Raw genomic sequence first — 14,228 nt, 5'->3', positions numbered from 1 at the left:
CAATGTCGGTCGTCAATGGTCCAAGCGTGTAGAATGGGGCTTCATGACATTCTTTTAGTTGCTTGTCCATATTTTCTTTAATCATGTGCATTGGTACGTGCCCAGGCCCTTCAATCATGACCTGAATATCATGTTTCCAAGCGATTTTGGTCAACTCGCCAAGTGTTTCAAGTTCGGCAAATTGTGCGGCATCATTGGCATCGGCAATACTTCCCGGGCGAAGTCCGTCGCCCAATGAGAAGCTCACGTCATACGCTTTCATGATTTCGCAGATTTCCTCAAAATGGGTGTACAAGAAGTTTTCTTTATGATGCGCCAAACACCATTTTGCCATGATACTGCCTCCACGAGATACAATTCCTGTTACACGTTTGGCCGTAAGTGGCACATAGCGTAATAGCACGCCTGCATGTATCGTAAAATAGTCAACTCCTTGCTCAGCTTGTTCGATAAGCGTATCTCTAAATAGCTCCCAAGTCAAATCTTCGGCTTTTCCACCAACTTTTTCAAGTGCTTGATAAATTGGCACAGTTCCGATTGGTACTGGTGAATTTCGGATAATCCACTCACGGGTTTCATGAATATTTTTGCCAGTCGACAAATCCATGATAGTATCTGCGCCCCAGCGACAAGCCCAGACGGCTTTTTCGACTTCTTCTTCGATGCTTGAACTTACGGCCGAGTTACCAATGTTGGCATTGATTTTTACCAAAAAATTCCGTCCAATAATCATTGGCTCGCTCTCGGGGTGATTGATATTGGCAGGAATAATGGCGCGTCCAGCGGCGATTTCTTCACGTACAAACTCAGGTGTAATTGCGCCTTTTGGTGTATTAGCTCCAAAGCTGTAGCCTTCGTGCTGATGACCTAAGCTTTGTAAAGATTCTATTTTTTGATTTTCACGAATCGCAATGTATTCCATTTCTGGGGTAATAATACCCTTCTTGGCATAGTGCAATTGCGTTACATTTTGTCCAGTTTTTGCTTTTCTTGGTTTAGCCAAATAGTTGAATCTAAGTTCATCTAATGACCTCATATTCAAGCGCTCTTGTCCGTATTCAGAACTAATGGCATCTAACTGCTCAGTATCACCACGGGCAATAATCCATTCTTCACGAAGCTTTGGAAGACCTTTTCTTACGTCAATTTCAATATTCGGGTCGGTATAAGGACCAGAAGTGTCATAAACTGCTACCGAAGGGTTTTTAGTAAAAATGTTACCAGAAATTTTGGTATCCGTCAAACTGATTTCACGCATAGCCACCTGAATATTGTGCAAGGCGCCTGGCACATAAATCTTACGAGAATTTGGAAAAGGACTACGGCTGATAGCTTCTGTCGAAGGCGCTACCTCATTACTTTTTTTCATAGGAGAATGATGAGTTAAAATACATGATGTTACAATAGGATTGGAGTAAGGAATTTTATCCTCCCTGACTTGCTCGAATGAGAGTTACTTGGTCGTTTTCTTGAAAAACATGACTTTGCCATTCGGATTTGGGCAAAACCATATCATTGACAGCAATGGCCAAACCTTTGACTTGAGCCAAATGAAATTGTTCGAGTAAGTCTTCGATTGTGAAGCTGGATGCTACGTCTGTAGCTTCTGAATTGATAAATAAGGTCATGTTTGTAAAATATTAAATACCAACGCGACCCTTAGGAGTGGATTAGACAGAACGGTTTTTGCTTAAATGATTTTGCGAGCGAATGCTACTTTGCTCCGTTTAGGATTGAAGCGACATTTATCAGATACAGCCCAAAACAATAGAGCTGTAAAGGACAAATAATCCCAACAATTTCCTACATCATTAATCAAAAACTTCAGCTTGAAATATTTTGGAGATAGCCCACCAATGGCTATTCTACGAAAAGTATTTTGCTCTGCTTTTTCCTTCGCAACCATTACGCTGTTCAGGTTCAAAGGGTATAATCTCAGCCCGTATATTAAGGCACCCCTAAAGTCTGCTACAAACTTAAAGGACGTTTTTGAAAGAAAAAAGAGAAATGTGTTTTTATTTCAATCCGCCATTACTTCGTTTGGATGAGTATAAGTAGCTAATAGACTGATAAATGTCATGGGTAAAAATGAGATGGAGGGGTAATTTTGACATATAAAAAAGGCTAAACCTTCTTTTATTAACCAAAATTCTATCCCGTATGAAAGCACTGATTTATAGTACTAAAGAGTTTGAAAAAGCCTCTTTACAAAACGCTAACCAACAAAAACACGATATTACTATCACTGGAAAACCCTTGAATATGGATACCGTGAAAATGGCAGAAGGATTTGATGTGGTAGTGCTTTTTACCAACGACGACGCCTCAGAGCCTGTACTTCGTGCCTTAAATGATTTGGGCGTGAAATATGTAGCCACCCGTTCGGTGGGTGTTGACCATATCAATCTTAAAGTAGCAGCCGAGTTGGGTATTCGAGTGGCTAATGTTCCGCATTATTCGCCAAATTCTGTGGCCGAGCATACGGTGGCATTGATGATGGCTTTGAATAGAAAGCTCATCATGGCCGATACCAAAGCTCATAACTACCAGTTCGATTTGAGTAGCTTGATTGGTTTTGATATGTACCAAAAAACCGTCGGAATTGTGGGCTTGGGTACTATTGGAAAAGTGGTGGCAGATATCCTGAAAGGCTTTGGATGCAGGCTGATGGTGTATGACAAATACGCCGAGGAGGCCAATGACTACGAAGGAGTAACTTTTGTGACACTTAATGAATTACTCGCAACGTCTGATATTATTACGCTTCATGCACCTCTGACAGAGGAAACCAAATATATGATTACCAAAGAACAAATTGCCAAAATGAAAACAGGTGTTATGCTTGTAAATACTAGTCGTGGAGGCTTGGTAAAAACAGAAGATGTCTTGCAAGGCTTACGTGATGGAAAAATCGGTTATTTGGGTTTGGATGTTTACGAAAATGAAAGAGGTATTTTCTTCAAAAACCATTTTGAAACGGAAGGTCGTGATGAGTTACTGAATGATTTGATGAACTTCAATAACGTTATTATCACAGGACACCAAGCATTTTTGACCAATGAAGCACTGACCAATATTGCAGATAAAACTATACAAAATCTGGACGAATGGCAGCTGGGTACTCCTGAAGAGTGTAATGCAAAGGTAGGTAAAATACACCAGCTTGAAGAGTTACAATAGAGTGTGGAGTAGTGAATTTGCCCTTGCACAAAAGAAATGTTTTATGAAACGATTCACGACAACCGTAGAGACGTAATACTTTACGTCTAAAAATGTGTCATTTTGTAATACAGTATCGAACTTGTTATCCCTATATAACTATCTTGACAGTTCATCAAAAAAGGCGTTTGAAAAACTTATTTCAAACGCCTTTTTTGATGGTATATGTAAGAATACCATCGTTTTAGACGTAAAGTATTACGTCTCTACAGGTAAGATAAAAATAATACCTCCTGAATTATCTACTCATACACAAACAAAAATGGCTTCCTTTAATGAAGGGAGCCATTCAAATCTATCTCTAAACCACTTGTTATTTCTCATTAAATAAGTTATCAAGTTTTCGTCTTATCCGTATCATTACTTTTAATGACGAATCTGTTTTCGAATAACAGATAGACGATTAACTAATAACTTTATAGGACATTCGACAAAAACTGATACAATTGATGCTTGTGTAGCATAAAGTCTTTTTCGAGTGTTTGAAACGCTGAGCGACGACGCTCATGAATCATTTGTACCTGCTGGTCAAACAAAAACTGTTTGCCTTGAGCATATTCAGCAAAGGATTTTTCTTGCTCTAAAATCGCTATTGCCAGACTTTCAATTTCTGATTCGCTATGTTTAAATTTTGCCAAAAAGTCCTCTGCCTTTTTTGTTAGCTCAGTATGAGTATTGCTATGCAAGACTTCTTTTAGGATTTTGACAAAAAACTTAATTTCGTCAGCATAAAAGGTCAAACTTTCTGCCCATTTGATGTTTTCAAAATGACAGAGTTCAAATTTCATTGTTTCCATGGCTAGTTCATTATATCGGTCATAAATTCGTAAAATGAATGCTTGCTTGTATGAAAATCTTTTTCAATTGCCCTAAAACGAACCCGTAAATTGCGGTGCTTTAGATAGTGTTCTTCTCCGAGTTGAAAATCTTTCTGTTGAGTTTCCAAACCAAAAAGATATTCTTCATGTTCGATGGCTCTGAGCAAGGCTTGAGTCTCTACTCTTTCTTGCGCAAATTGTTCCTCCAAAGCAATCCATTCATTTTGTAATGTTCTTGATAGGTTCAACTCTCGCAAATGTTCCATCCAAGTTTCGAAGTACTGAATTTCGTCACGGATAAAGTTCAAAGTTGATAACCATTGCTGGTTTTCTCTGTGATAAAGTTCAAACTTCAACGAACTTGTTTTTGGCTCAAATAGAACATTTTCCATGGTGCTTGTCATTTTTGATATGTCAAAGTTCTTGCTTTTGGGGAACCTAACATAGAACATTCGTCATAAGTAATACTGATAAAAGTCAAAGTGAAAAAAGCAGTTTTAAAAAACGGTTTCCTCAACCAAGAAAACCGTTCGCCATCCCAAACTAACAAGTAAAATTATTTTGTACTAATTTACTGCATAAAACGAATCGTTGGATTTACAACGATTTACACAAAAATCTATACAATCGGTGTTTGATATCATAGAAAGCCTTTTCAGCTTTTTGAAAATTCTCACGAATGCCAATATGACGATAATAGATTTCTTCGCCTAGTAAAAAGTCTTTGCCCATAGCATCGTCATCAAATCCCCATTCTTCTTCAACGATAGACTGATTGACGGCATCAATGTCGCCAGCAAGAATATCTAGTTCTCGATTGAAGATAAAGGTTTCATTTTGTACCTCATGCGAAGTGTTTTTCTTATTCACATTCGCAATAAGCCCTTTGAGATATTTGATTTCTTCTTTGAAAAAATCTAAAGATTTAAGCCATTCGCTATTCTCGCGGTGGTAGAATTGATACTTAAATGAACGATCAACTTCGAGGTTTTCGATAGTACTCATGATGGTAAAGGTTTTGTTTTGTTATAGAAAAAATAAAAAAGACTTGGTCGGTTTTGTACTAAGAGTGTAATCTGACTTGCTTGATTAGCAATTGATTACAGTACAAATTTGTTTTATAGCACATCCCCAAACTAAGAGTAAAGTCATTCGGATATATGATTTTTGTTGGAAAGAATCGAACACATACGAAAGGCGATACTAATGATTTCCAATATCGGATTAGAGTTGCCACTACATCAAAAAACACTAATCATAAGCACTCTTTTGAACAAAATAAAATCCTTCGTACAACCCTAATGTTGGATTTCGGATATATATCCTCATTTTTATAAGAAACAAAATTCCACAATCAGAAATCGCCAATCTGCCATTGTGATGAGCCCCACTCCCCTATTTTATATTATCCTTGTTGTATACATCATCATAAATAACAAGACTACCAAAATCGTCGACATCTGCGGTAATGTAGGTAATGAATATTTTAATAGGGTTTTCAAGTGCGAAGCTTGTTGGGCTTAAATGTGGTTCAAAACGCTTTTTCACGAATTCTTCTACCAGATTTCTATCTTGAAAAAGCATGGTTGCTAATTCATAAGGTTTTTCGAGACGAATACAGGCATTGCTCAGATAGCGCTTGTTTTTACTAAATAAATCTTTGCGATTAGTATCGTGCAAGTACATCGAATAGGGACTATCAAAGTCAAATTTGAGTAAGCCCAATGAATTATCACAGCCAGCTACCTGACGGACTTCATAAGGGAAATTGTCTTTCGAGACTGTACCCCAATCGATACTGTTAGCGTCCCTTACAAATCCTTTTTCATCGATTAACTGATAGCCATTATTCTCAAAAAAACTAGGTTCTTTTTGCTGCACAGGCAATAGCTCGTTGATGGCTACATTTTTAGGAACTTCGTAGTAAGGGAAAAAGGTAATCTTGTTTATTTCAGAACAAAGCGTTGGGGTTGGGGTAATGGGTTTCCCCACGATTGTTTTCATACGCATCACCAAGCTATCTCGATCATAGAGTGCCAAAGTAGCCGAAGGAATGTTGATTTGAATATATCGTTGATTATCAAGGCAATTAATTACTCGCCAACGATTGAGATTAAGAATGAGCTGCGCACGCAATTTGACTAAAGGAATCGATAATTTTGATAGGGTAATTGGGCCAAGAATACCGTCTGGTACAATGTTATATAATGACTGAAAGCCTTTCAGGGCATTCGTAATCATACCTTCTTTGAGAAGACTAGCGTCGGTCATGGTAGGCAAAAAACCTAAATAGTAAAGCTTTTTGATGAGTTCTTTATTTTCTGCAAAAGTTGCGATATAGGTTACAACTGGTTCTTGAAAATTGTCATTTTCGACAAAAGTATTCAAGCGAGTCAAAAGGTTTTGCGTTGCCTGATAGCCCAAAGATTGCGGTTGCAAAAAAGAGATCACATCCTTGACACTTCCTTTAGCGTAGGTGTTGAGGAGCATCGCTGTAGGGTTGAGACAATGATTATTATATCCCAAACCATTGTAAGACAAATCCAACAAAGTAGTGCCATTGGCAATATCTTTATAAAACTCCATGATTGAGTGCGTCATGATGAGTTCGTATTCTAATGTTGGGAAATGCCTAGAAGTCAGATAGCCATAATGATATTTGGTACGGTCGAGTCCGTAGTCAGAAGCATGTTTGAGCACATCCAAGTACTCTTTTTTATAATCCGATTCGCCTTCTAGCCAAATAGTTTTATAATCAATATTTTGGTAAAATCTGATAACTTCAGAAGGGCTTTCGATTTGTAATTCCTTGGCGTAGGCTTGGTCAGAATACAATTTTTGGATAAAAGATTTTAAATCTTCTTGCGTTTGAGCAACTACAGGTGTACTCCATACGGTTCCAATAATAAAACAAAAGGTGAATAGTTTTTGAAGATAGAATAGAGCTCTCATGTTTTTACTAGTTTGGGTTCGGTAAATGATAAGTTTTCATCAGAAAAGACCTGAGAATACCACGTATTCCAAGCATTTCAGTAAAAAGGAAGGAAAAAATTACAATAATGGTAGTAGGTTTTCGAATAGTTAGTCTGAAGGCAGTGTACTCGAAGCCAGAAACTTAGCTCGCATATAGATGTTTTTTCTAATGCTACAGGCCTTTTGTAGCGCAATACAAAAGGCACTGTATTATTAAATTAAGCTAATCATTTGTACTATGAGCTTTCAGCTGTAGGCTTTTGGCAAAAGTATATCGGTGGTTAACAAAAATATTTTTGAAAATAATTGCCTGTTGCCTCATGCCTGTAGAAAACTATTTTTGCTCTCATTTTTAGGCTGTCGTGCAAAATGAAATTATACTTTTAAGCGTTCGTCTTTCGGCTTTGAGCTCTCAGTAAAATAAGGTTTCGGCAATAGAAAAACATTTTTAAAACTATTTACCGAATGCCTGTTGGAAAACTAATTTTGCTTTCATATTTATATAAATGCTTCACGATTAATGGGTTCAATGAGGGCTAGATTGTTTTTTAGTAATTCTACGTTTGCATTTCCGGTATGACGCCAACATTCCTTCCCATTATATAAAATCAAATAGGTAGGCAATTGTGTCACCTTAAATGTCTTGGCTACCTCTGGGTTATTTTTTACACTAACCGCAAGATAACTAGCAATAGCTGGGTTGGTCTTCTTGAGTTTTTCAAAAACCTCCAGCTCTTCCTTATGAATTTCGTAGAACAACATAAGGACTGGTGTTTGTGTGTGACTTGCCATAAGTATTTCAAATTTTATCCCCTGTTTTGATAGCAAATATTCAAGAAGATATAGCAAAATTATATGAGTTTAAAGGGAATAAATAATGACTTTTGTCAGTACCTAAAAGCCTGATAAACTTCACAAAACCAGCTAACTATACTCATTTGGGGAAGCTTATTTTTACTTGAAATTTGTAGTAACAAAACAGCTCAAGCTATGAAAAAAATCTTGTTACCTACCGACTTTAGTCCAAATGCTCAACATGCTGCTGACTTTGCAGTATCCTTAGCAGGACTCATTGATGCCAAGATTATCTTGCTTCACGCCTACGAAGCGCCTGTTTCGACCACGCCCTTCATCTTGCCCTTGCCTCAACAAGGTTTAATGCAGGAGGCATTAGAGGAGACTAAGACATTGCTAGAAGAAACCAAAAATAGCCTGATTACTCAGTACAATCTATCTAATGCTATTGAGAGTAGACTCGTTTTTGGTAATCCAGTAGATAATATATTGGAGGTGGCAGAGGAGCTTAAACCAGATTTTATTGTTGTTGGAAGCTTGGGTGAAGGAGGAATTATTGCTAATATGTTTGGCTCAACAGCTTTGAGTATCGCCCAAAAAAGTAAAGTCCCTGTATGGATAGTTCCTGAGCAGGCCAACATTCATACGATCAAAGAAGTGATATATGCCAGTGATTTGGAGGGAGATGAAATCGGCTGTATCCATAAGATTATCAACCTAGGAGCGCTATTGGGAATAAATCAAACCAAATTGGTTCATGTAAAAGAATACTTGAGCCCAGAGGTATTCCCATCTAGTGAAATCATTGAGTTACTAGAAGAAGAATTTGGAGGTGAAAAAATCATTTTCCGCAATTTGTATCGAGACGACACCATAGTAGGCCTCGACAAATATATTCGAAATCAAAAACCAGATGCCGTGATTTTGGCACATCGCCCCAAAAGTTTTGTCGAAAAACTTTTTCATGAGAGCATTATTAAGCATCTGACACTCAGTTCACAAATTCCTTTGTTGGTGTTACAAAAGAAATATTGATTACAAAATAAAGTTGAGGTTTAAGGTTGACGAAGTTTTCGTCAACCTTATTTGTTTTTTGTAATTATCTAAGCAAAAGGAAAAATTTAATTAAGCAAGCAGCTATAGGCATTCGGCAAAAATCTATCTATCGTTACTAAAAAACATTTTAACACTCTTTGCCCTGCGACTGTTGCCTTCATTGCTCAATTACGTAATAATATACCTGTAGTGCATTTCAATAACTAATATCCTATTAAACCCTTTTTACTTATCCCCCAACAACAGATTCAATCCACCACTACTAATCTAAAAATGAGCAAGGTTTTATTGTTGTTAGCAACATATCTTTACTAAATACCTATCTTCCTTATATATTTACTCAAAAATAATCGTCTTGTTTCCAGCAATAAATACTCTATCTTCAAGTACCAACTTGAGTGCCTTGGCAAGAACAATTTTTTCAACATCACGACCAGCAGCAGCCATTTCGGTAGCTGTTTTGGTATGGTTTACAGAAATCACATCTTGGAAAATAATCGGTCCTTCGTCTAAATCATCGGTAACAAAGTGTGCCGTTGCCCCGATAATCTTTACCCCACGTTCATACGCCTGTCTGTACGGATTAGCACCAATAAACGCAGGTAAAAATGAGTGGTGAATATTGATAACTTTTCCTGTATAACGTTCAGTAAAAGATGGTGTTAACACACGCATAAATTTGGCTAATACCAAATAATCAAAACTGTAGGTAGCCAACAATTCATGAATTTGGTTTTCATGCTCCAATCTCGACGCTTCGTCGGTTCCTTTGGCTGGAATATAATGGAAAGGAATCCCAAAACGCTCAGTTAATGAACGTAACACTTCATGATTGCCGATTACTGCTAAAATATTGATTGGCAAATCCTTAAACTCATTTCTAATCAATAAATCACTGATGCAATGATGCTCTTTGGTTACCAAAATCACTACATCTTTGATTTCTTTTTTAGAAAGGTCAATATTAGCGCCGTTAGGCAATATTCCTCTCAGTCCATCTTCAATCTTTTCGGGGTCGCAATTTCCAGAAAAGGCCACACGCATAAAAAACTGATTGGTATCTCTTTCAACAAATTCGTCGGTTCTTTCTACATTGAGGTTATTAAAAAATAGTACTCCTGTGATTTTATGCACAAGCCCTTTTTCATCGGGGCAATCAATTCTTAGAATATAATCCGTCATTTCAAAATTATTATAATGGCTAACAGTAAACTATGCCGCTTTCACAAAATAGCATTTAACAGCCCGCAAAATTACTTATTCGTTTTACTAAATCGCTAATTATTACAGAATTAAAATACAAAAACTATAGAGTGCAGAGATTTGAATCGTCGAAAAGTTGAGATACTCAACATACAGTCTCAGCTCATCTTCAAATTTCCAAATCTTCAAATCTATTTTGCATTTACAGTTGTATTTCCATTTTTACATATTCGATACCTTCCTTTATAAATGTATCTCCAAGGGCATCGAGTCCAAATTTTTGATAGAAAGGTAATGCAGAAGTGCGCGCATGACACCAGAGTAATTGTACTCCATGTTTTTTCGAAAAATCAATCAAATGACTTAGCAGTGCCGAGCCAAAACCCCTTCCTTGTAAATGTTCGAGTGTGGCAAACTTTCGAAATTGTGCTTCTTTACCTTCAATAAACAAAGAAATCACAGATACTAATTCAGTATCAAGCCACAAGCCAAAGTGAATTCCGTCTTCATCATTTTTGATTTTGACAAAGTCTAAAGGATACTCAGGCCACATAACTTTATGACGAATTGGCCAAGTTTGAGCTGCTGATATTTGATTGATATTATAGGTCATAATGGATATTAGCGCTGTACGAAGGAATATAAAACTGTTTATTTCGAATATCGGATGTGGGATTTCGGAAGTGTAATCTTTTATTTTTTGTAAAAAATAGAGGTATTTTACTCTATTTCCGAAATCAGAAATCCCAAATCTGCAATAGCTAAAAATCCTTCGTACAACCTTAAATGGATATTTAAAATTGAAAAGCCCCAAAGCTGCAAGACAATAGTTACCCTCTATTTTAGTATTTTAGGGTATTTGAAAAAGCTCAAACCTAAAGAAAAAAACGCTAACTATATATTTTTTAGCAATGCTTTTCTGAAAAAACTATTGATTCTCACCTAATAATGTTCCCTACGTATCATAACATTCCGTACATTTGCAGTCGAAATGCGCAAACTATTCACGCATCATTAATAACGCATAACGTTTTCATACAAAAATGGGAAAAATTAAAGTTGAAAATCCTGTCGTTGAGCTTGATGGCGACGAAATGACTAGAATTATCTGGAAATTCATCAAGGATAAGTTAATCATTCCTTACTTGGATTTGGATATCAAATATTATGACTTGGGCATGGAGTACCGTGACGAAACCAATGACCAAGTTACTGTTGATGCAGCTGAGGCTATCAAAAAATACGGTGTAGGTATCAAATGTGCTACTATCACACCAGACGAAGCTCGTGTAAAAGAATTCAACTTGAAACAAATGTGGAAATCACCAAACGGTACAATCCGTAACATCTTGGATGGTACTGTGTTCCGTGAGCCTATCGTTTGTTCAAATGTTCCTAGATTAGTTCCAAACTGGACTGCTCCAATCATGATTGGTCGTCACGCTTTTGGTGATCAATACAGAGCAACTGACTTCTTGACAAAAGGTAAAGGTAAATTAACAGTTACTTTCACACCAGAAGACGGTTCTGAACCACAAACTTTTGAAGTATTCAACTTCAAAAACGACGGTGTAGCATTAACAATGTACAACACTGACGAATCTATTCGTGGTTTTGCTCACTCATGTTTCAACATGGCATTGAGCAAAGGATGGCCTTTATATTTATCTACAAAAAACACCATCTTGAAAAAATACGATGGTCGTTTCAAAGATATTTTTGAAGAAATCTATCAAGCAGATTACAAAGCAGCTTTCGCTGAAAAAGGAATCGTTTACGAACACCGTTTGATCGATGACATGGTAGCTTCTGCCTTGAAATGGAATGGTAACTTCGTATGGGCTTGTAAAAACTACGATGGTGACGTTCAGTCAGATACAGTAGCGCAAGGTTTTGGTTCATTAGGTTTGATGACTTCAGTATTGGTAACTCCAGACGGTAAAACAATGGAAGCTGAGGCAGCTCACGGAACTGTAACTCGTCACTACCGTGACCACCAAGCTGGAAAACCTACTTCTACAAACCCAATTGCATCTATCTTTGCTTGGACTCGTGGTTTGGAATTCCGTGGTAAATTAGACGGTAACCAAGAGTTGATCAACTTTAGCCAAACGTTGGAAAAAGTATGTATCGAAACAGTTGAGTCTGGTAAAATGACTAAAGACTTAGCAGTGTGTATCCACGGAAACAAAGTTTCTCACGGAGAGCACTACTTATATACTGAAGAATTCTTGGCAGCAATCGACGAGAATTTGAAAGCTGCTTTGGCAAAATAATTTTTGCTAAAATAGTTTTGAAAGGCCAGCCTATTCGTATGATTAGGCTGGCTTTTTATTTTATGCATATTCATCCTCAAGTTTACTAGCACTCTTTTTCGAACATCTACAAGTTATCAATCGTTATCTCTATACCAACGCCATATATCTCTAACAGACAGTTTTTTGGGAGAAAAATGCTATCTTGGAATTTTCATTCATTAAAATGCTTCATCATTCATGAAAAAACACTACCTCTCACTAATTTTATCAATTGCACTTTTTACGGAAGCTAACGCTCAAAAAATCATTCAGCGCGACCCAGCCATCGAACAACTCGTTGCTGAAGTAAATGCCGATAGTTTACAATCACATATCAAGAAATTGGTAAGTTTTGACACTCGTCATACCATGAGTACCACTACTGAAGAGAAACGTGGGATTGGGGCTGCAAGACGTTGGGTATTAAGCCGATTCCAAGAATACGCCAAACAATCAGGTGGTCGCATGACCGCCATGATTGATTCGTGGGTGCTCAAACCAGATGGCAAGCGTGTCGATAAAGACCAAGATATGGGCAACGTCATGGGAATTTTGAAAGGAACAGACCCGAACGACGACCGTATTTTTATCGTTTCGGGACACATCGATAGCCGTGTAACCAATGTCATGAATCGCGAAGCTACAGCCCCAGGAGCCAACGACGACGGTTCAGGAACAGCTACAGTGATTGAACTAGCTCGTGTGATGGCTAAAGCACAATTTCCTGCTACCGTAATATTCTTGGTAGTTAGTGGTGAAGAACAAGGACTTCTTGGCGCTGATTATTTAGCACAAAAAGCCGTTAATGAAAAATGGAATATCGAGGCCATTATGAACAATGATATTGTGGGTTCGAATAACAGCAATGAGACTAGAATTATAGACAACACCCGTGTTCGTATTTTTAGCGAAGGACTTCCAGCCTTTGAACTTGACAAAAAAGCGACTAGCATTCGCAATATGGGACAAGAAAACGATGGAAAAGCACGTCAATTGGCGCGTTATGCGAAGGAAATTGGAGAAAGATATGTAGATAACTTGGAAGTAGTAATGGTGTATCGCAACGATCGTTTTTTACGAGGTGGCGACCATACACCATTTGTAAATCGTGGTTTTGCAGCAGTTCGTGTCACTGAAATGAACGAAAACTTTGACCATCAGCACCAAGATTTGCGTACCGAAAAAGGCACTCAATATGGCGATTTACCTGAATTTATGGATTTTGAGTATTTGAGAAAAAATACGGCCATGAATTTAGCAACGTTGGCAAACTTAGCAAAAGCACCAGCCACACCTCAGAATGTTACCATTGATACCAAATCATTAACCAACAGTACTACTTTGTTCTGGCAAACACCTAAAACTGGCAAGGTAAAAGGATATTATGTATTAGTGCGTGAAACCTATCAGCCTTTCTGGCAAAAGAAAATTTTCACTACAAAAAATGGCATCAATATTCCTTATTCGAAAGACCATTATTTCTTTGCTGTACAAGCTGTTGGCGAAGATGGTAACGAGAGTTTACCTATATTGCCAAAAGTGGGAATGTAAGATTGTGTCAACGTATTAATGTCAAAAAGCCAAGAATTTCAGTACTAAAACTGATTCTCTTGGCTTTTTGGTTTAAACTATAAATTTGTAATTTCTTCTTCTGAAAGACCCGTTAATTTTTGAATACTCAATGTATCTAGCCCCATCATCTTAGCTTGACGAGCGATATTTCGTTGTCCTTCTTTCAATCCCTCTTGAATACCTTTTTGAAGTCCCTCTTGGATACCTTTTTCCAACCCCTCTTGGATACCTTTTTCCAACCCCTCTTGGATACCTTTTTCCAACCCCTCTTGAATACCTTTTTCCAACCCCTCTT

At 37.5% G+C, this 14,228-nt stretch carries 14 protein-coding genes, 1 pseudogene and 1 riboswitch; of the genes and pseudogenes, 4 read left to right on the top strand and 11 right to left on the bottom strand.

The window, feature by feature from the left end; genetic code table 11:
- From thiC to ACOVQ4_RS04030, 3 genes are all read right to left on the bottom strand, one after another.
- A partial coding sequence (gene thiC / locus ACOVQ4_RS04040) for a phosphomethylpyrimidine synthase ThiC (RefSeq protein ID WP_421819371.1) occupies positions 1–1,369 on the bottom strand: 1,369 nt, incomplete at its 3' end.
- 55 nt (positions 1,370–1,424) lie between these two features.
- The gene (gene thiS / locus ACOVQ4_RS04035; RefSeq protein WP_421819370.1) at positions 1,425–1,628 is read right to left on the bottom strand and encodes a sulfur carrier protein ThiS; all 204 of its coding nucleotides are present in this window, start codon (positions 1,626–1,628) and stop codon (positions 1,425–1,427) included.
- A gap of 62 nt (positions 1,629–1,690) precedes the next feature.
- The gene (locus tag ACOVQ4_RS04030) at positions 1,691–1,906 is read right to left on the bottom strand and encodes a hypothetical protein (RefSeq protein WP_421819369.1); all 216 of its coding nucleotides are present in this window, start codon (positions 1,904–1,906) and stop codon (positions 1,691–1,693) included.
- Positions 1,875–1,970, bottom strand: a riboswitch (TPP riboswitch). It overlaps the preceding gene by 32 nt.
- Before the next feature lie 190 nt (positions 1,971–2,160).
- Between ACOVQ4_RS04030 and ACOVQ4_RS04025 the strand changes: the two genes are divergently transcribed.
- Entirely contained in the window at positions 2,161–3,180 is a 1,020-nt protein-coding gene (locus tag ACOVQ4_RS04025) for a 2-hydroxyacid dehydrogenase (protein ID WP_421819368.1), read from the top strand.
- A gap of 455 nt (positions 3,181–3,635) precedes the next feature.
- Here ACOVQ4_RS04025 and ACOVQ4_RS04020 read toward each other — a convergent pair whose 3' ends face one another.
- The 5 genes from ACOVQ4_RS04020 to ACOVQ4_RS04000 form a co-directional block, all read right to left on the bottom strand.
- Entirely contained in the window at positions 3,636–4,007 is a 372-nt protein-coding gene (locus tag ACOVQ4_RS04020) for a hypothetical protein (RefSeq protein WP_421819367.1), read from the bottom strand.
- A gap of 11 nt (positions 4,008–4,018) precedes the next feature.
- On the bottom strand, positions 4,019–4,429 hold the full coding sequence (locus tag ACOVQ4_RS04015) for a hypothetical protein (protein WP_421819366.1): 411 nt from the start codon (positions 4,427–4,429) through the stop codon (positions 4,019–4,021).
- 205 nt (positions 4,430–4,634) lie between these two features.
- Positions 4,635–5,042 carry a hypothetical protein gene (locus tag ACOVQ4_RS04010; protein ID WP_421819365.1) on the bottom strand — a complete coding sequence of 136 codons (408 nt, stop codon included), beginning with the start codon at positions 5,040–5,042 and terminating at the stop codon, positions 4,635–4,637.
- Between the two features lie 390 nt (positions 5,043–5,432).
- On the bottom strand, positions 5,433–6,989 hold the full coding sequence (locus tag ACOVQ4_RS04005; protein WP_421819364.1) for a L,D-transpeptidase family protein: 1,557 nt from the start codon (positions 6,987–6,989) through the stop codon (positions 5,433–5,435).
- A gap of 519 nt (positions 6,990–7,508) precedes the next feature.
- Positions 7,509–7,802 carry a thioredoxin family protein gene (locus tag ACOVQ4_RS04000; RefSeq protein WP_421819363.1) on the bottom strand — a complete coding sequence of 98 codons (294 nt, stop codon included), beginning with the start codon at positions 7,800–7,802 and terminating at the stop codon, positions 7,509–7,511.
- A gap of 198 nt (positions 7,803–8,000) precedes the next feature.
- On the opposite strand from ACOVQ4_RS04000, the gene ACOVQ4_RS03995 reads away from it, so the two are divergent.
- Complete coding sequence (locus ACOVQ4_RS03995) at positions 8,001–8,840, top strand: universal stress protein (RefSeq protein ID WP_421819362.1); 840 nt, start codon at positions 8,001–8,003, stop codon at positions 8,838–8,840.
- 357 nt (positions 8,841–9,197) lie between these two features.
- On the opposite strand, the gene purU is transcribed toward ACOVQ4_RS03995, so the two are convergent.
- Both purU and ACOVQ4_RS03985 read right to left on the bottom strand, forming a co-directional pair.
- Positions 9,198–10,043 carry a formyltetrahydrofolate deformylase gene (gene purU / locus ACOVQ4_RS03990; protein ID WP_421819361.1) on the bottom strand — a complete coding sequence of 282 codons (846 nt, stop codon included), beginning with the start codon at positions 10,041–10,043 and terminating at the stop codon, positions 9,198–9,200.
- A gap of 223 nt (positions 10,044–10,266) precedes the next feature.
- Positions 10,267–10,677 (bottom strand): GNAT family N-acetyltransferase, encoded by a 411-nt coding sequence (locus ACOVQ4_RS03985; RefSeq protein WP_421819360.1) that lies wholly within the window; start codon positions 10,675–10,677, stop codon positions 10,267–10,269.
- 430 nt (positions 10,678–11,107) lie between these two features.
- Between ACOVQ4_RS03985 and ACOVQ4_RS03980 the strand changes: the two genes are divergently transcribed.
- Both ACOVQ4_RS03980 and ACOVQ4_RS03975 read left to right on the top strand, forming a co-directional pair.
- On the top strand, positions 11,108–12,340 hold the full coding sequence (locus tag ACOVQ4_RS03980; RefSeq protein WP_095162041.1) for an isocitrate dehydrogenase (NADP(+)): 1,233 nt from the start codon (positions 11,108–11,110) through the stop codon (positions 12,338–12,340).
- Positions 12,341–12,559: 219 nt separating this feature from the next.
- Positions 12,560–13,912 (top strand): M20/M25/M40 family metallo-hydrolase, encoded by a 1,353-nt coding sequence (locus tag ACOVQ4_RS03975; protein WP_421819359.1) that lies wholly within the window; start codon positions 12,560–12,562, stop codon positions 13,910–13,912.
- Between the two features lie 77 nt (positions 13,913–13,989).
- Here ACOVQ4_RS03975 and ACOVQ4_RS03970 read toward each other — a convergent pair.
- Positions 13,990–14,228: pseudogene (locus ACOVQ4_RS03970) on the bottom strand (hypothetical protein); the annotation flags it as partial.

The organism is Flectobacillus sp. (genome assembly GCF_049240685.1).
Classification (GTDB): Bacteria; Bacteroidota; Bacteroidia; order Cytophagales; family Spirosomataceae; genus Flectobacillus.
This window is presented reverse-complemented; position numbering and strand designations above follow the sequence as displayed.